At 65.0% G+C, this 17,786-nt stretch carries 16 protein-coding genes; 8 read left to right on the top strand and 8 right to left on the bottom strand.

Translation table 11 applies throughout. The features are described 5' to 3' along the window. Position 1: 1 nt before the first annotated feature. From NH448_RS11275 to NH448_RS11260, 4 genes are all read right to left on the bottom strand, one after another. Entirely contained in the window at positions 2-1,510 is a 1,509-nt protein-coding gene (locus tag NH448_RS11275; RefSeq protein ID WP_052704197.1) for an ABC transporter permease subunit, read from the bottom strand. Then, positions 1,507-2,340 (bottom strand): ATP-binding cassette domain-containing protein, encoded by an 834-nt coding sequence (locus tag NH448_RS11270; protein ID WP_083970177.1) that lies wholly within the window; start codon positions 2,338-2,340, stop codon positions 1,507-1,509. The genes NH448_RS11275 and NH448_RS11270 overlap by 4 nt, the downstream gene beginning before the upstream one ends. Beyond that, positions 2,340-3,218 (bottom strand): putative selenate ABC transporter substrate-binding protein, encoded by an 879-nt coding sequence (locus NH448_RS11265; protein WP_185696366.1) that lies wholly within the window; start codon positions 3,216-3,218, stop codon positions 2,340-2,342. The genes NH448_RS11270 and NH448_RS11265 overlap by 1 nt, the downstream gene beginning before the upstream one ends. Before the next feature lie 115 nt (positions 3,219-3,333). Continuing rightward, on the bottom strand, positions 3,334-4,191 hold the full coding sequence (locus NH448_RS11260; RefSeq protein ID WP_045991062.1) for a MurR/RpiR family transcriptional regulator: 858 nt from the start codon (positions 4,189-4,191) through the stop codon (positions 3,334-3,336). A gap of 331 nt (positions 4,192-4,522) precedes the next feature. Between NH448_RS11260 and zwf the strand changes: the two genes are divergently transcribed. From zwf to NH448_RS11235, 5 genes are all read left to right on the top strand, one after another. After that, positions 4,523-6,022: a glucose-6-phosphate dehydrogenase gene (gene zwf / locus NH448_RS11255; protein WP_045991016.1), complete on the top strand. Its 1,500-nt coding sequence runs from the start codon at positions 4,523-4,525 to the stop codon at positions 6,020-6,022. 1 nt (position 6,023) lies between these two features. After that, the gene (gene pgl, locus NH448_RS11250) at positions 6,024-6,707 is read left to right on the top strand and encodes a 6-phosphogluconolactonase (protein ID WP_045991017.1); all 684 of its coding nucleotides are present in this window, start codon (positions 6,024-6,026) and stop codon (positions 6,705-6,707) included. Positions 6,708-6,725: 18 nt separating this feature from the next. Beyond that, entirely contained in the window at positions 6,726-7,388 is a 663-nt protein-coding gene (locus NH448_RS11245; RefSeq protein ID WP_045991018.1) for a bifunctional 4-hydroxy-2-oxoglutarate aldolase/2-dehydro-3-deoxy-phosphogluconate aldolase, read from the top strand. A gap of 196 nt (positions 7,389-7,584) precedes the next feature. Then, positions 7,585-8,265 carry an NAD(P)H-binding protein gene (locus NH448_RS11240; RefSeq protein WP_045991019.1) on the top strand — a complete coding sequence of 227 codons (681 nt, stop codon included), beginning with the start codon at positions 7,585-7,587 and terminating at the stop codon, positions 8,263-8,265. A 36-nt stretch (positions 8,266-8,301) separates the two neighbouring features. Then, the gene (locus tag NH448_RS11235; RefSeq protein ID WP_253028788.1) at positions 8,302-8,724 is read left to right on the top strand and encodes a hypothetical protein; all 423 of its coding nucleotides are present in this window, start codon (positions 8,302-8,304) and stop codon (positions 8,722-8,724) included. Between the two features lie 51 nt (positions 8,725-8,775). On the opposite strand, the gene NH448_RS11230 is transcribed toward NH448_RS11235, so the two are convergent. The 4 genes from NH448_RS11230 to edd are packed head-to-tail and all read right to left on the bottom strand — an operon-like array spanning position 8,776 to position 13,600. Continuing rightward, positions 8,776-9,732, bottom strand: coding sequence for a carbohydrate kinase (locus NH448_RS11230; protein ID WP_045991021.1), 957 nt, complete (start codon positions 9,730-9,732; stop codon positions 8,776-8,778). A gap of 18 nt (positions 9,733-9,750) precedes the next feature. Next, positions 9,751-10,737 carry a D-hexose-6-phosphate mutarotase gene (locus NH448_RS11225; RefSeq protein ID WP_045991022.1) on the bottom strand — a complete coding sequence of 329 codons (987 nt, stop codon included), beginning with the start codon at positions 10,735-10,737 and terminating at the stop codon, positions 9,751-9,753. Then, positions 10,734-11,702, bottom strand: coding sequence for a glucokinase (glk, locus tag NH448_RS11220; protein WP_045991023.1), 969 nt, complete (start codon positions 11,700-11,702; stop codon positions 10,734-10,736). Before glk ends, NH448_RS11225 begins: the two co-directional genes overlap by 4 nt. 8 nt (positions 11,703-11,710) lie before the next feature. Next, positions 11,711-13,600 (bottom strand): phosphogluconate dehydratase, encoded by a 1,890-nt coding sequence (gene edd / locus NH448_RS11215; RefSeq protein WP_045991024.1) that lies wholly within the window; start codon positions 13,598-13,600, stop codon positions 11,711-11,713. Positions 13,601-13,874: 274 nt separating this feature from the next. Here edd and NH448_RS11210 point away from each other — a divergent pair, with 274 nt between their 5' ends. The 3 genes from NH448_RS11210 (at position 13,875) to NH448_RS11200 (ending at position 17,779) form a co-directional block, all read left to right on the top strand. Further along, positions 13,875-14,993 (top strand): GNAT family N-acetyltransferase, encoded by a 1,119-nt coding sequence (locus tag NH448_RS11210; protein ID WP_204248907.1) that lies wholly within the window; start codon positions 13,875-13,877, stop codon positions 14,991-14,993. Positions 14,994-15,145: 152 nt separating this feature from the next. Then, entirely contained in the window at positions 15,146-16,528 is a 1,383-nt protein-coding gene (locus tag NH448_RS11205) for a sigma-54 dependent transcriptional regulator (RefSeq protein WP_239452493.1), read from the top strand. Between the two features lie 900 nt (positions 16,529-17,428). Further along, a complete protein-coding gene (locus NH448_RS11200) occupies positions 17,429-17,779 on the top strand; it encodes a hypothetical protein (RefSeq protein ID WP_045991026.1) in 351 nt (116 codons plus the stop codon). The last annotated feature ends 7 nt before the right edge of the window (positions 17,780-17,786 follow it).

Here is a 17,786-nt window from a genome sequence, read left to right as displayed (position 1 = left end):
TTCAGCGCAGGCAGGGGTCTTCCATAGGCGGCTCACAGGGCCTCAGACGGCGGGCCAGGGCGTCGACGGCGATATTGAGCAGGGCGGTGATCACCAGCAGGGCGAAGGCCACGTCGAACATCAAGGTCTGGAAGGCGTCGTCGATATTGTCGCCGAGGGTGGCGACCCCAAGCATGCCGAGCAGGGCGCTTTCACGCAGGATCACCTCGGCGCGGTAGTAGACCAGCGCCAGCATGCCCGGGTACAGCCGCGGCAACAGCTCGTAGGCCAGCCGCCCCGAGGCCGGGAGTCCCGGCATGCCGGGCTCGATGGCCTGAGCGTGGCGACATACCAGAAAGGCGATCAGGGCGCCGTTATGCAGCGCCAGGGCCAGCCAGGCCGGCAGCAGCGATGGCCCCAGCAGCAACAGGAAGACTAAGGCCAGCATCAGCTCCGGGGTCGAGCGCAGAAAGATCAGCAGACCCTGGCCGATGCCCTGGCTGACGCGACTGCCGAAGTGGCGCGAGGCCAGGGGCCACAGCACCAGGGCGAGCAGCAGGGCGCCGACGGTGCCGAGCAGCCCCAGCAGCAGGGTATTGGCCACCGCGCCGACGAGGTCGGGCAGTTCGGCCAGCCAGCGGAGCACACCGCCGATGTCGCCCTCAAGCAGGGCGCGGGGCCAGATGTCTACGCTGACGAAGCGCCATAACAGGCCTGGGTCGATCTCGGGCCAGGGACCCAGCAACCACACGCTGGCCAGCCCCAGCGGCAGCAGCAGGCGCCGATGGGCCCACCAGGGCAGGGTGGCGATCAGCAGGTAAAAGGCCCACAGCAGGGCACCGGCCTCGAAGTAGCGGCCCTCGCGAAAGGCGCTCTCGAGCTGGTAGCCCAGCGTCGGCAGACCGACAAAACCCAGCAGCACGCTGCTTCTGAGCGCGCACTCGAAGCGGTAGCGGGTGTAGGCGGCCAGTTGGGCGAAGGCCTGGGGCAGCTCGGTATAGGCCAGCCGGGCAAGGCGCCCGGTACCCTCGGGCAGCGCCGCCTGGGGCGCCTGGGGCGTCTGCTCGAGGATCTCGGCGTAGACCTTGGCGAAGATGCCGGCGTAGGGAATCGCCAGGGCCGCCAGGGCGGTCAGCGCGGACAACCCGAACACCTGCAGGAACAGCAGCGCCCAGAACAGCTCATGTACCGCCCGCACCGCGGCACTGGCCGCGCGCACCAGGCGTGAGCGGGCGTAGACCAGCGCCAGGGGCAGCCCCAGCACCACTCCGGCCAGGGTGCCCCAGAAGGCCACCGCGATGGTCAGGCCGATGGCCTGCAGGGGCGTCTCGATGGCGCCGAAGTCAGGCAGCGCCAGGCCCATTGCCATGCGTCCGAGTTCGCCCCAGGGATCGCGGCTCAATACTTCGAGGTCGGCCAGCGGAATCGCCAGGGCAGCCAGCACCACCAGCCACAGGCTGTGGCGTGCCAGGCGGGCACCGATACCGTCGCCGGCCAACAGGCCTGGGCGTGTCGCTTGCGCGGCTCTCACGGTCTTGCCTGCTCCTCGCCGGCCTGGTGCGAGGCGTGGCGAGTGCTGGCCTCGGCCGGCGAATCGCTGCTGTCGTCGCGAGCAGGGCTGGGAGCAGCGGGCGTGGGAGCCGTGCGTGACGCACTGGGGTAGAGCGCGTCGAGATCATCGAGGCTTAGATCTTCGCTGGGCGCGTCGAGCACCACGCGACCGTCGGCCAGCCCCCAGACGCGATCGAAGTGGCTCAGCGCCAGCTCGCGCTGGTGCAGCGCCATCACCGTGGTAGCGTGCTGGGCATCGATTCGATCGAGCAGCGCCATGGCCTGGTGGGGGTCGACGCTGGCGACCGGCTCGTCACCGAGAAAGACCTGGCGGCGCTGATAGAGCGCCCGGGCGATGGCGACCCGCTGGCGCTGGCCACCCGACAGCCGACCTACCGGGCGCCTGATGGCACCTTCGAGTCCCAGTTCGGCGCACAGACTTGCGACATCTTCCCAGGCCTGGCGCAGCGGCCTGACCAGGTTCCACAGGTTGACCAGCGCCGAGTGGCGCTCCAGCCTGCCCATGTAGACGTTATGGTAGACCGATAGCTGAGGCACCAGGCCGTGGTACTGGGGACACCAGGCGGCGTGGCGGCCAAGACGGCGGCGCAGCTCCGCCAGCAGGGTGGACTTGCCGACGCCGCTTTCCCCGAGCAGGGCGATGCGCTCGCCGGGCGCAAGGCGAAGGTGGACGTCATGCAGCACCCTGTGGTCGGCGTGGCCCAGGTCGACCCCGTCGAGGATCAGTGTCGGGAAGTCACCGTGGCCGTTGTCCCGGCCGCCGGTGACCTGACGTTGGCCATCGTCCATCAGCGCAGCAGGCCGAGGCTCTCGGCGACCGTCTCGATGGGGGCGTACATGCTGTTGTCGGCGGGAATGAAGCCGGAACGCGGGAAGCTCTCCAGCAGTTCGGGATCTTCCATCTCGAGCAGTGCCTGGCGAACCCTGTCGGTAAAGCCTTCGCCGAAGGCCTCATCGGCGTCGCCGCGCAGGGTCCACTGGTAGTCCGGGTAGCTCGGGGTAGACCAGATCACGCTGACCTTGTCGGTGTCGACATCGCCATTTTCCAGCGCCGCGTCCCACACCTTGAAGTTGACCGCGCCCAGCTCGTAGGTGCCGGCCTCGACCAGGGCGATGGTGCGTGAGTGATCACCGGAGAAGCCGACCCGTGAGAACAGCTCTTCCGGCGCGGCGTCGAAGCGCTCGCGCAGGTAGTGCTCCGGCATCAGGCGACCGGAAGTGGAGGTCTTGGCGCCAAAGGTGAAGGTCTTGCCCTCGATCTCTTCGGGCAGCTGGTCGGCGGCCTCGAGTCCGGTGCTGGAGTGGGCGATGAAGTAGCTCTCGAAAGCCGCATCCTCGACCCCCTGGGCCAGTGCCTGGGAACCGGGCACCAGACGACGGGCCTGCACACCGGACAGACCGCCGAACCAGGCCAGCTGGACCTGGTCATTGCGGAAGGCGGTGACCGCCGCACCGTAGGACTTCACCGGCACGTACTCGACCTCGACCTCGAGCGTCTCGGACAGATAGTCGGCCACCCGCGAGAAGCGCTCCACCAGACGCGATTCGTCCTCGTCGGGGATGGCGGTGAAGCGGAAGGTCTCGGTCTGCTCGGCCAGCGTCGGCAGGCTGAACAGCCCCAGGCTCAAGACGGTCAGAACGGAGGTCAGGGATGGCAGTGATCGCATGAGGCTTCCTGGCAATGGTATGGATGGCGGCGTGCGGACAGGGACACAAGACAGGCCGCTATTGTTGTGCCAATACGCTAAGGAGGCAAGCCGAGGAGCGGGCCTGACGTTGTTGTCACTCGTCGACGCTGTACCTTGTGCTGCGCAGACTGTCCTTGATCTTCTTTAGGTGGTGCAGGAAGTCCTCGCCGCGACGCAGGGTGACGCCGGTGGCCAGCACGTCGATCAGAGCAAGCTGTACCATGCGTGAGGTCATCGGCATGTAGTGGTCGGTGTCTTCGGGCGCGCTGACCGCAAGGGTTTCGGTGCACTGGCGCGACAAAGGTGAGTCCGGCGCGGTGATACCGAGCACCACGGCACCGTTTTCACGGGCCAGGGCGGCGATGTCGACCAGTTCCCGGGTGCGCCCGGTATAGGACAGTACCACCACCACGTCGCCGGTGTGGCAGGCCGAGGCGACCATGCGTTGCATCAGTACGTCGATGTAGGCGCTGACCGGCAGGTTGAAGCGAAAGAACTTGTGCTGGGCGTCCTGGGCCACCGCGCCGGAGGCACCGAGTCCGAAGAAGTGGATCTGCTTGGCCTGGATCAGGTAGTCGACCATGCGCTCGATGCGCTCGGGAGCGACCTCCCGACTGGCGAGGTCCAGCGCCGCGATGGTGGCGCCGAAGATTTTGCCGCTGTAGGCCTCGGCACCGTCATCGGGTTCCACCGCCTGGCTGACATAGGGGGTGCCGCCGGCCAGGCTCTGGGCCAGCTGGATCTTGAAGTCGGGATAGCCCTTGGCCTCGAAATTTCGGCAGAAGCGATTGACGGTGGGTTCGCTGACCGAGGCAGCTTGAGCCAAACTGGCGATACTCATGCCGGTTGCAGCGGCGGGGTCGGCCAGAATGACGTCGGCGACCTTGCGCTCGGAGCGGTTGAGCTCGTCGAGGCGGGTGCGAATGCGTTCGATAAGGTCGTGGCGAACCATGGTCGAGGTCGGCTCCGTGACGAAAGGCGCGGGCAACTGCGCGGTGGTGCGCGGGCAGCGGCGCATTTATTGGGGTACCCGAGACAATTCTCTCTGGGGATGTGGTGATTTAACTACGTATTGGCGGCTATCCTAGCGCTCCACCGATCTACATCCAACGTATAAGCGCGCCAGCGGGATATTTTGTGTAAGTTTACAAAATATTTTTCAATCTGGCCGTCGAAAGTTGACCATTTTTTTGTAAACTTAGATACCCTGACGGTAAGCAGGACACATCTCGCTCGATAGCCTTCTGCGATATCCAGGGGTCTACCACCAAACGAGGACGGTTATGACACGACACACCCGATCCGGTGACGCCGAGCGTACCGACATCGATCTGGCGTTGTTCGGCGCCCTGGGCGACCTGTCTCGCCGCAAGCTGTTCCCGGCGCTCTACCAGCTGGACCGCGAGGGGCTCTTGCATGACGACACCCGGCTTCTTGGCCTGGCGCGTCAGGACATCGACCAGGAGGCCTTCCGCGAGCGCATCCATGGCTCCTTGAAGGAATACGTCAAGTCGAGCGAGCTCGATGACAAGGTGGTCGCCCGTTTCCTCGATCGCCTGTCCTTCCTGTCGGTGGACTTCACCACGGTGGAAGGCTATGGCGCCATCGCCGAGTGGCGTGAGCAGGGCGGTCAGCAGCGCCCGTTGGTGGTCTATCTGGCGGTGGGGGCGAGCCTGTATGGCGATATCTGCCGCCACCTCGAGGCCAGTGGCAGCCTGGACGAGCAAAGCCGCGTGGTGGTGGAGAAGCCGATCGGCTACGACCTGGAGTCGTCGCGGGAGGTCAACGATGCGGTGGGGGCGGTGTTCCCCGAGTCACGGGTCTATCGTATCGACCACTACCTGGGCAAGGAGACGGTGCAGAACCTGATCGCGCTGCGCTTTGCCAATCCGCTGTTCGGAACCCAGTGGAACCAGAACCATATTTCCCACGTGGAGATCACGGTGGCCGAGAAGGTCGGCATCGAGGGCCGCTGGGGCTACTTCGACGAGGCTGGCCAGCTCAGGGACATGGTCCAGAACCACCTGCTGCAGCTGGTCTGCCTGATCGCCATGGACCCGCCGGCCAACCTCGACGCCGACGCCATCCGCGACGAGAAGGTCAAGGTGCTCAAGGCGCTCAAGCCATTCACCGACGACATGATCGGACGTGACGTGGTGCGCGGACAGTACACCGCCGGCACCAGCGACGGCACCAGTGTACCCGGCTATCTCGAGGAAGAAGGCGCCAATACCCGCAGCCATACCGAGACCTTCGTGGCGATGAAGACCGAGGTGTCCAACTGGCGCTGGGCCGGCGTGCCCTTCTACCTGCGTACCGGCAAGCGCATGCCCGAGAAGCTGTCACAGATCGTGATCCACTTCCGTCAGCAGCCGCACTATATCTTCGACCCGGATCAGCGGGCGCTGGCCGCCAACAAGCTGATCATCCGGCTGCAGCCGGAGGAAGGTATCCGCCTCGAGGTGCTGACCAAGGACAGTGGTCTCGACAAGGGCATGCGCCTGCGCCGTGGCCCGCTGCACCTGGACTTCAACAGCGCCTTCCCCAAGGCACGTATCCCCGACGCCTACGAGCGTCTGCTGCTCGAAGTCATGAAGGGCCAGCAGTACCTGTTCGTTCGGCGTGACGAGGTCGAGCATGCCTGGCACTGGTGCGACGAGCTGATCGCTACCTGGCAGGATCGTGACGAGCCGCCGCGCCGCTATCCGGCAGGCTCCTGGGGGCCGGTGGCCTCCATCGCCATGATCACCCAGGACGGACGTAGCTGGTACGAGGACTACTGACATGAGCAGCGAGCAACTTTCTCCGTCTCCCCGCGAGCAACTGGCGCACCAGTTGGCCCAGACCGTGGCCACGGCGCTGCGCGAGGATCTGTCGTCCCAGGATCGCGCCCTGCTGATCGTGTCCGGCGGCTCCACCCCGGTGCCGTTCTTCGAGGCACTGTCCCAGGAAACTCTGCCCTGGGATCGGGTCGACGTGACCCTGGCCGACGAGCGCTGGGTCGCTGCCGAGGCCGACGATTCCAACGCCCGGCTGGTCAGGAAGCACCTGCTGATCAACCGGGCCGAGGCGGCCACCTTTGTCCCGCTCACCACCGAACACGATACCCCCGAGGAAGGCACCGACGAGGTCGCCCAGCGACTGACGGGCCTCTCCTGGCCGGCATCGGTAGTCATCCTGGGGATGGGCGGTGATGGCCATACCGCCTCACTTTTTCCTGACAGTCGCGAACTGGACCTGGCACTGAGCACCGATGCCCATGTGGTGGCGGTGCGCACACCGAGCCAGCCCCAGGCGCGCATTACCCTGAGCGCCGAGCGCCTGCACCATGCCCGCCGCCATTACCTGCACCTGACCGGTGACGACAAGCGCGCCGTGCTGGGAAGCGCCATGGCCGGTGACAACGTACGTGAACTGCCCATTCGTGCCTTTCTTAGCTGCCCGCTGGCCGTCTACTGGGCGCCCTGATTTCCTGGAGCCACGCTCATGACCATTGAAAAACAGCTTCCGTCTACCCGCACCACCGAGCTCGACAGCATCTGCCTGAAGGCCGAGGTGATCCCGGTGATCGTCATCGATCGCATCGAGGACGCCGTGCCCATGGGCCGCGCCCTGGTCGAAGGCGGTCTCAGCGTGCTCGAGGTGACCCTGCGCACCGACTGCGCGATCGAGGCCATCGCCCGGCTGAAGAAGGAGCTGCCCCAGGCCAGCATCGCCGCCGGTACCGTGCTGACACCTGCCCAGTATCGTCAGGTCGAGCAGGCTGGTGCCGACTTCGTGGTGACCCCGGGCGCCACCGAGGCGCTTTACCGCTATGGCGTCGAGAGCCCGGTGCCGATGCTGCCGGGGGTGGCCACCATCTCCGAGCTGATGACCGGCTGGCAGTACGGCTATCGTCGCTTCAAGTTCTTCCCGGCCGAAGCCAGCGGTGGCGTCAAGGCGCTCAAGGCCTTCGCCGGCCCCATTGGCGAGGCTCGCTTCTGCCCCACCGGCGGCATCAACCTGGGCAACGCCTCCGAGTACCTGGCGCTGCCTAACGTCATGTGCGTGGGCGGCTCCTGGCTGACCCCGAAGTCGCTGGTCGACGCCGGTGACTGGGACGCCATCCGCGCCCTGGCCAAGGAAGCCGCGGATCGTTTCCATCACTGAAGCCATCACCGAATGCTCGATGACGAAGCGGCGCTGGCCGCTTCGTCATGATTCCTGAGCTCTCTGCACCGGAAGGGCGTCATGCCTATCCATGTGCTCTCTCGACAGCTGGTGCTGTCCTTGATCCGGCCTCTGGCCGGATTTTTTTTGTCCGCCGCCATGGGATGATGGTTGCCTGAGCGAGCGGAGAAAACCTATGAAACTGTTGATACTGGGCGCGACGGGGTTGGTGGGTAGCGAGGCGCTGCGCCAGGCATTGGCCCATCCCGACGTCACCGAGGTGCGGGCACCGGTACGCCGACCGCTGACGCTGGAGCACCCAAGGCTAGCCGCCCCGGTCGTCGATTTCGCCGATCTGGAGTCACTGCGACCGGACAAGACTGGACGAGGTGATGCACAGGTGCTGGCGGGGAATGACGAGTGGTGGAAGGCGGATGGCGTGATCTGCGCACTGGGCACCACCCTCAAGGCCGCCGGCTCGCGAGAGGCCTTTCGACGTGTGGATCTCGAGTTGCCGCTGTGGTTTGCGCGCCGCGCCAGAGCCGCCGGTGCCGAACGCTTTGCCTTGAACTCGGCGCTAGGCGCCGATCGTGGCTCGCGCTTCTTCTACTCCCGGGTCAAGGGCGAACTGGAAGCCGAGTTGCTCGACCTCGACTACCCCAGCCTGACCTTGGTCAGGCCGGGCCTGATCGACGGTGAGCGAGCCGAGGTGCGCCACGCCGAGCGCCTGGGGCTCGCGCTTTCTCGCGGTCTGCGTCCGCTGCTGCCGCGCCAGTGGCGACCCAGTCCGGTGGCCCGCATCGCCGAGGCGCTGGTGCAGGGCGCCATCAGCGCGCCAGCCGGAAGGCATCTGGTGCAGGCCAGGGACCTGGCCTGACCCAAGCCGTCAACGCAGTGATGGAATAGGCCGTCAATGAAGCTAGGATTGCTTTACCGCGTGCTTGGACTACCAGGACTGCGCTTTCTGCTACTGGTGGTGGGGTACAGCGTCGGTCATGAGATCGCCGATTACCTGGGCAGGGAGTATCGGGGTGGTGTGTCCTGGGGGATGACCCTGGGCTACCACTCGTGGGGGGTTGTGTTGCTGTCGCTGGTCGAAGGAGTCGTGGTATACCGCTGGTCGCGGCGCTGGGTCAGGCTCGAGTGGTTGGCGGCAACGATCACCGCGGCCATCGTGCTGACCTGCACGGGGATCCTGACTGGATACTCGGGCGCATGGGCGCACCCTTATCGTCTGGCCTGGTTCCAGGGCTGCGCGGTGGCTGCCATCTTTCTGCCGCTGATCGTCCACAGGCTGGTCAATCGCTGGCGCCATGCCGGGGCGGGGAGGCGATAGGCCCTGGCATGGCGGCGGGGGACTTTCGGGTCACCCGAGGTTGTCGTGATGTCAGCTGTCGATCACGTCTTCGCGGCGCGGCAGGGCCGCGTAGGCGCCGGGGCGCGTCACCGCGTGGGCGCCGCAGCGACAGGCCAGGGTCAGGGCGCGTTCGAGGAAGGCCTCGTCGTGCTGCCAGTTGGGGCGCTGCCAGTCGTGGTCGGCCAGAGCCGCCAGCAGACCGCCGATAAAGGCATCGCCACCGGCGGTGGTATCGACCGCCTTGACCGGCGGCGGTGTCATGCGCTTGACGCCCTGGGTGGTGTGGGCGGCGACCGCACCGGGACCATCGGTGATCACGATCAGGCGAGCACCGGCGGCCAGGCGTTCGGCCAGCCAGTCGTCACGTGGGTGATCACCCCGCAGGGCGTCGAGTTCATCGGTGGACAGCTTGATCAGGTCGGCCTGGTCGAGCAGGCGGGTGACCAGGCCGACGTCGATGCTGTGCTCGGGCCAGAGGTTGTGACGCAGGTTGGCATCGACGCTGACCAGACAGCCAGCCCGGGAGGCCATCTCGGTGATCGCCAGGGAGGTGGCGGCGATGGCATCGTCCGTAAGGCTGTTGCTGCACAGGTGGACGATGGCGGGCTCGCTGAACACTCCATGGGGCAGATGCTCGGTGCGATACAACAGGTCGGCGGCGGGAGGACGATAGAAGTCGAAGGTGCGCTCGCCGTCTGCGTCGCGGGAGACGAAGGCCAGGGCGGTGCGGGCCTCGCGGGTGCGCGATACGCCGGAGACGTCGACGCCGTGGTGCTCGAGCTCACGGGCCAGGAAGTCGCCGAAGTGGTCGTCGCCCAGCATGCCGAGAAAGCGACTGGTCAGTCCCAGTCGCGCACAGGCCACGGCCACGTTGGCCGGCGCGCCACCGGCGTAGGGGGTGAAGGTCTCTGGTCCCTCGGCGGCATCACCGAGACGACTGGAGAGCATGTCGACCAGGGCTTCACCAAAGGCGATCACGGGGGTCATGGCGGGATTCCTCGTCGATCAGTGGTTGTCGGCCAGCGACAGGGTGGTGCCGAGCATATGCTGGGCGCCGGGTACCAGCCACACCGGATCGAGGCGGGTGTTGGCGGACTCGACGCACAGAAAACGGCGGGCGGCGTCCAGCGGGGTGTCCGGGTTGGGTGTCTCGCCGGGATTCCACACCACCACCGAGTCGCTGTTCTGGCGAGCCACTCGCAGGCGGCGCTGGCCGTCATCGAGCACCACCTCGGCGTTGGAATGATAGATACGATCGACGCCTTCACGGACCCCGAGCTCACCCACCTGCTCGCTCTCGGCGAAGCCCTTGAGCTTGTCCAGGTAGCGGGCCCCGACGAGGCCTTCGACGCGACAGGCGAAGACCTGATCCACCGCCAGATAGCTGTGCAGGGCGGCGGTCATCTTCACCGGCGTCTCGCCCAGGTGCTCGGTGATCAGCTCCACGTGCAGACGCTGGGCGTTGGCCTGGACCACCGCACGGGGATGCAACTGGCTGTGCAGGCGCTGTGGCAGTGACAGGTGCACCTCGACGCCGTCTTCGTGCTCGTCCACCGCGTCCAGTTGCCAGTCGGCCTTGCGCGCCGGGCCGTGCATCGGGCCGGAGCGGTCGGGGGACTCGTCGGCGGTGTTCTCGTCGGCGAACCACGGCCAGCACAGGGGGATGCCGCCACGAATCGCACCCGGCACGTCCTGGGGCGTGGGGGTCACCCACAGCCAGCCAGCGGGCACCAGAGGATCATCCGCACCGCTGTCGACGGTGGCTTTGGCGGGAGAAGCGCCTGCGGCTCGCGTGGGGTCGGGCGCGGGAGATGCGCCTGCGGCTCGCGTGGCGTCGGGCGCAGGTTGAAAGTGAAGCACCTGGGCGCCCTGCAACGAGATCGCCAGCTGGCCCCAGCTCTCGTTGGCCACCCAGATGTCGCGGCCGGCCCAGTGGATGTGCCCCTGGCCCTCTACCTCGTCGATACGTGTCTTGAGCGTTGCCGGAATCATTCGACCTCCTCGTTGTGGAGCGCCTCGGCGGCGCCCAGCAGCCCCGTCCACGGGGCCGTGACCACCTGGATGGAGATGGCTTCGTTGTAAGGGCGCATCCTTCCCTTGTTGCAGAAGGCGCTGAGAAACCCACTGTGAGGCAGCCAGTCGATCAGCCGTGGCACGATGCCACCACACAGGTAGACGCCGCCTCTCGCACCCAGGGTCAGCGCAGCGTCGCCCGCCACGTCGCCGAGGATCTTGAGAAAGCGCAGAATGGTATCACGCCCCAGCGGGTCGCCGCGGTTGGCGGCCTCGGTGACTTGAGCCGGCGTGCTGGCGCTGGCCTCCAGACCATCGATCTCGGCCAGTACTCGGTAAAGGTCGAGCAGGCCCTGACCGCACAGGATGCGTTCCACACTGACCCGGCCATAGCGACGGTGGAAGCGTCGATAGATCTCGAGTTCCTGTTCGTCGGTGGGCGCGAAGCTGGCATGGCCACCCTCGTTGGGCAGTGGCACCCAGGCGCGCCGTGCCGGGAAGACGCCAGCCATGCCGAGGCCGGTGCCCGGTCCGATGACCAGTCGAGCGGCATGCCCTTCGGCCTCGCCGGTCTGGATGCTGACCAGATCATGCGAATCGACGTGGGGGACGCCGAGCGCCTGAGCCATGAAGTCGTTGATGACCTTGAAGTCATCCAGGGCAAGGTCACGCTTGACCTCGCCCTTCAGGAAGCTCCAGTGATTGTTGGACATGCTGACCCGTTCAGCGTGCACCGGACAGGCGAACGCCAGGCACGCCTCCCGCGGGGCCTTCTCGCCGCTGGCGCCCACCCGCTCGAGGTAGTCACGGGCAGCCTCCACCACGCCGGGATAGTCGGCACAGGGCAGGGTCAGGATGTCGTGGGGGGCAGTCTTGCCCGGCGACACCAGCGCGAAGCGTGCGTTGGTGCCGCCGATGTCCCCGATCAGCGCTTGGCGTGTCATGGGCGAACTCAGGCGTCCTCGTCGTGGATCTGTCCCTGCTGGCGCTCGAGGTCGTCGGCCTCGAAGCCACCGAAGACGCCGGCGCCTTCCTCGGCGCCCATGGCCAGGTGACGGTAGCCGCCGAACAGTTCACGACCCAGCCCCACATGGTAGTGGTCCAGTTCGGCCACGCGCTTGGGACGATCCCGCCATTCGGCGTCGCTGAGCACGACAGACAGCTCGCCCTTGTCGGCGTCCAGGCGCACCACATCGCCATCACGCAGCCTGGCCAGCGGGCCACCGTCCAGCGCCTCCGGGGTCATGTGGATGGCCGCAGGTACCTTGCCCGAGGCACCGGACATGCGCCCGTCGGTGACCAGGGCGACCTTGTAGCCGCGATCCTGCAGGACGCCCAGGTAGGGGGTCAGCTTGTGCAGTTCGGGCATGCCATTGGCCTTGGGGCCCTGGAAGCGCACCACCACGATGACGTCACGGTCGAGATCGCCGGCGTCGAAGGCGGCCTTGAGGTCGTTCTGTTCCTCGAAGATCTTGATCGGCGCCTCGACGACCCGGTGCTGAGCCTCTACCGCCGACACCTTGATGACGCCACGGCCGAGATTCCCCTCGAGCACGTTGAGGCCACCGGTGGCGGCAAAGGCGTTGGATACCGGGCGCAGCACGTCCGGGTCGAGGCTTTCCAGGGGGCCTTCGCGCCACACCAGCTTGCCATCCTCGAGGAAGGGCTCCTGGGTGTAGGCGGTCAGGTCGGTGCCGAATATCGTCGGGATGTCGCCGTGGATCAGGCCCGCGCCGAGCAGCTCCCGGATCAGCAGGCTCATGCCGCCGGCGGCCTGGAAGTGGTTGATATCGGCCTGGCCGTTGGGATAGACCCGGGTCAGGCTGGGCACCGCGGAGGACAGCTCCGAGAAGTCATCCCAGTTGATGGTGATACCCGCCGCCGCGGCCATGGCCACCAGGTGCATGGTGTGGTTGGTGGAGCCGCCGGAGGCCAAGAGGCCGACCATGGCGTTGACGATGGCACGCTCGTCGATCTGGCGATAGAACGGACGGTAGTCGCCGCCGGGCTCGGTATTGCGGATCGTCTGTTCGGTGGCGAAACGAGTCAGCGCTTCGCGCATGTCGGTACCGGGGTTGACGAAGGAAGCGCCCGGCAGGTGCAGCCCCATGAACTCCATCATCAGCTGGTTGGAGTTGGCGGTGCCGTAGAAGGTGCAGGTACCGGGGCTGTGGTAGCTCTCGGACTCGGCTTCCAGCAGCTCGTCACGGCCGACCTTGCCCTCGGCGAACAGCTGACGGACGCGGGCCTTTTCCTTGTTGGGCAGGCCGCTGGGCATGGGCCCGGCCGGGATGAAGGTAGTCGGCAGGTGGCCGAAGCGCGCCGCGCCGATGAACAAGCCCGGCACGATCTTGTCGCACACGCCAAGATAGAGGGCGGCGTCGAACATGTTGTGCGACAGGCCCACTGCGGTGGCCATGGCGATGACGTCGCGGGAGAACAGCGACAGCTCCATGCCCGGCTGGCCCTGGGTGACGCCGTCGCACATGGCCGGCACACCGCCGGCGAACTGGGCGGTAGAGCCCATCTGGCGGGCGCTTTCGCGAATCACCTCGGGAAAGGTCTCGAACGGCTGGTGCGCCGACAGCATATCGTTGTACGACGAGATGATGCCGAGGTTGGCGCTATTCATCAGCTTGAGCTGATTCTTGTCCTCGCTGCCGCACGCGGCAAAGCCGTGGGCCAGGTTGCCGCAGGACAGTTCGGAGCGATGGACGCCGCGACGATGCTGGGCCTCCATGCGCTCTTCGTAGAGGGCGCGCCTTTGCCGGGAGCGCTCACGGATGCGCTCGGTGACGCGGGCGACGGTGGGATCGAGCGAAGAAGCTTGCTGGCTAGCCATGGTCAACCTCAGACGTGTTGATGCGGGTCAGGTACGTAACTTTACCAAATAAAAAGCCAATTTCCTCCCCCTTGACCGAGTGCTTTGGTCGAATATGTAGTTTTTTTACAGGGAGTGGCCGGTGGTCGCCGCCTTCGACGATCTCGGCGACGAGCACCTCCAAAGTCTGGCACTCTGTGGCTGAATCGCAAAGCGCAAGGAGTGGGTTGTGACGCCATCATCCCCGCAGCAAGAACAGGGCGGCCACGCCGAGGAAGGTCTTTCGGTCAAGTGCCTGGAGACCGTCGCCGAGGTGCCGGCCGAGCACTGGAACGCCCTGGTGGACCCGGACCACCCCTTTGCCCGTCACGAATTTCTCGATGCGCTGGAGGCCACCGGTGCGGTGGGGGAGGGCACCGGTTGGCAGCCTCGACATCTGACGCTGTGGCGAGGGGCGCGACTGGTAGGCCTGCTGCCGTACTACCTCAAGGAACACTCCTGGGGCGAGTACGTGTTCGACTGGAGCTGGGCGGATGCCTGGGAGCGTGCCGGGGGACGCTACTACCCCAAGGCGGTGAGCGCGATCCCCTTCACCCCGGCGCCAGGCCCGCGCCTGGCACTGGCAGAAGGTGAAGACGAGCAGACCGTCATGGCCATGCTGGCGAGCCAGTGGCAAGACGACCCCGGGCTATCGGGCTGGCATCTGCTGTTTGCCGAGGACTCGGAGGTGGCCGCCTGGCGACAGGCCTGTCCGGGGTTGATCGCCCGAAGCGGCGTGCAGTTTCAATGGCGAGACGAGGGCTTTGGCGACTTCGAGGGATTCCTGGCGGCGATGTCCTCGAAACGGCGCAAGGAAGTAAGACGCGAGCGTCGCCGTGTCGCCGACCAGGGCATCGAACTGCGGCGCCTCGAGGGTAGCGAGATCGACGAAGCGGCGATCCGCCACTTCTTTCGCTGCTATCGCATCACCTATCTCGAAAGAGGTGCGACAGGATATCTAAGCGAGGTATTTTTTCAGCGGCTTCGCCGTCATATGCCGGAAAACCTTGTGCTTGTTCAAGCTTTTGTTGAAGGCCGCCCGGTGGCCGCCGCGCTCTGCCTTCAGGGAACCCGAACCCTCTACGGTCGCTACTGGGGCAGCGAGGTGCTGGCCGACTGTTTGCACTTCGAAGCCTGCTACTACCAGGGTATCGAACACTGCCTTGCGCGAGGCCTCGACTGCTTTGACCCCGGTACCCAGGGTGAGCACAAGGTGTCCCGGGGCTTCGTCCCCCGCCGGCTGACGTCCTTGCATCATGTCAATGATCCCCGCCTCAACGATGCGGTAGCGCGATTTTGTCAAGAGGAAGCCCGACAGCTCGAACTGTATGTGGCGGCGGCTCACCGTGGACTACCGTTTCGAGGTAGAGCGTAATACGGTGCTATGATTCAACCGATACTCATGTGAGATAACGATTACATTACGCAGGCGCAGATGGATCGAGAGCGGTCGGGTTCGTAGTCGCGTTGGCGCGACAGTCCGATCGTTGCTGGTGTCTGCGGGCGGTTGGGTTCAGGGGACAGGCGATGGACGTCAAGCAACGTTGCAGTTGGTGGATCGGCGACCCCGGTGGTCGTGCCGGCCACCTGCTGGAGGGATTGCAGTCGAATGGCTGGCAGATGCATCCGCTGGTGTCGCCGCTGTCGGATTGCCGCTTGCAGCCTGATGACCCTTGCCGGGTCGGCATCATGGTACTGGAGGACCTGTCCTGTCAGGACCTGCGCCATCTGGAACCGCTGATCCTGAAAAGCGAAAGGCCCTGGATCGCGGTCAGCACCTCGGATCAGTGTGACGATCCCGAGATGCGTCGCATCATGGCCCACCTGAGCCACTCCCTGGTGTCGCCCCAGGTGGATCTGCTACGCCTGTCGATCCTGATGGAGCACGCTGCGGAACTGTCGATGCTGCAGCAGCGCGACCGTGAAGAACAGCGCATGTCGGCCGCCGCCGAAGACAGCGAGTACGAGTTCGTCGGTACGACGCCGGTGATGTGGAACCTGTTCAAGACCATCCGCAAGGTGGCGGTGGTCGATGCCCCGGTGTTCATCAGCGGTGAGTCCGGTACCGGCAAGGAGCTGACGGCTCAGGCCATCCACGAGCGCTCCACGCGTTCGCGCCAGCCCTTTCACGCCATCAACTGCGGCGCCCTGCCCGAGCATTTGATTCAGTCAGAGCTGTTCGGCCACGAGAAGGGCGCCTTCACCGGTGCCTCGCAACGCAAGATCGGTCGTATCGAGGCGGCCGACGGTGGCACCCTGTTCCTCGACGAGATCGGCGACCTGCCGCTGGAGCTTCAGGTCAACCTGCTGCGCTTTCTGGAAATGCGCTGTATCCAGCGCGTCGGTGGGCTCGAGGATATTCCGGTGGACGTGCGTATCGTCGCCGCGACCCACGTCAATCTCGAGCTGGCGGTGAAGGAGGGACGCTTTCGGGAGGATCTCTATCACCGGCTCAATGTGCTCCAGGTGCAGGTACCTGCCTTGCGCGAGCACTCGGAAGATATCGAGATCCTGGCGCGTTTCTTCTTCGAGCGCTTCTCCTGCGAGAAGGCCTCCTGTCTGAAAGGCTTTTCCCGAGAGGCGCTGTCGGTGATGCAGCGCTACCATTGGCCCGGCAACGTCCGCGAGCTGATCAATCGGGTTCGCCGGGCCATGGTGATGTGCGAAAACCGTCTGATCCAGCCCGAGGACCTCGGCATCGAACGGCGTGGCTTGAACCGCCACCAGATAACGCTTGAAGAGGTTCGCGAGGAAGCCGAGCGTGATGCGCTGCTCTCGGCGCTGGGGCGCAACAAGTACCGGGTCAACGCCGCCGCCAAGGAACTTGGCGTCTCCCGGGTGACCATCTATCGGTTGCTCGACAAGCACGGTATTTCTCGTACGCCTCCCCAGGAGGCTGCCTTCTCCTGACGGACTGGTGTCATTGATTCTGTTCGAGCGGTAGTGAAGAGGCGTTATCGGCAGGTCTCTCCTCGCAGCGCTCTCTTCTCTCTATGACCTCTCGGCAAACCACTCTTTGATAGCCCCGCTGCAAGCGGGGCTTTTTGCATCCAGGTTCCAGTGCTCTGCTATCTGGGGGCTTTCTATCGCCCTGGCATCTGGGTCCTTCTATCACCCTGGTATCTGCGTCCTTCTACTTCCCTGGTATCTGCGCTCTGGCATCCGGATCCGATTATCGACGTTGAGAGATCGCGGCAAGATGTCGACGCTATCCGGACGAAGCTGATGCTTCGTACCCCCGAAAAATGGGCCTGGCGCAAAAGTGTTGCTTTGTTGAAACATTGGCCAGAGGGACAGTGTTGAAGCGGTGAATGTCTAAAAAATACCTTTTATATCAGTGTATTGCTTGTTGATGGGTCAGGTTTGACTGTGCTCAATCATGCGATTTCTGACATTTCTCCCCCATCCGTACAAGGTGCCGGCTTCCCTCGTAACGCGAATGTCGTCCTTGAACACACCCTGCCACATTTTTTTGCTGTTTCTTCTGAAACCCCCGCCTCGCGGGCCCTTCAGCACGATAGTGCCAGGCTGGCAGCGTCGCTTTGCCTGTTTGTCGCTATCGCTCAGTTCTGTGCTGTACCAGTAACGGTACTTTTTGGAAAACCACCGACAAAACAGATAGTTGACGATGTTTTGTGCTGTTTTTTCTCATCGGCTGAAGGTGCGTTGTTTCATCCGCTTAACACTCTTCATTTCGCACAAAAATAAAAATACCTATAAATCAACAGATTATAAGTTGGCACGGCGATTGCTCTGTTCTTTGTGCAGGAGAAACACTGCAACGGGAACAGGACCCGAGGAGACGCCGACATGAACCAGACGATCGCAAACAGCCGGACCCTAGTCCTTGGCGCGTCCATCGCGATCGGTGTGGCGCTGGCCGCCACCGGATCCATGTCGGCCCGATCGGACACCGCGATGCTCGACGAGCAGCAGGTGTTCGGCGCTCCCGGGGAGCAGCACCTCGTCAATGACGGGGCGCTGGACACAATTCGAGGCCGCTTCGTGCCGGAGCAGGGAATCGACGCCGACGGCGTCATCCTCTGGGACGAACGGCCGGGACGAGGTGCCGGAGGCGGGGGCGACGACAGCAGCCATCGCGCAGCCAACGGGCTGAACAACCGTCAGAGCGCCAACGTCACTACGCAACGGGACTGGTGATCACCAT

Source organism: Halomonas sp. OfavH-34-E (assembly GCF_024124525.1).
GTDB classification, from domain to species: domain Bacteria; phylum Pseudomonadota; class Gammaproteobacteria; order Pseudomonadales; family Halomonadaceae; genus Halomonas; species Halomonas litopenaei.
This window is presented reverse-complemented; position numbering and strand designations above follow the sequence as displayed.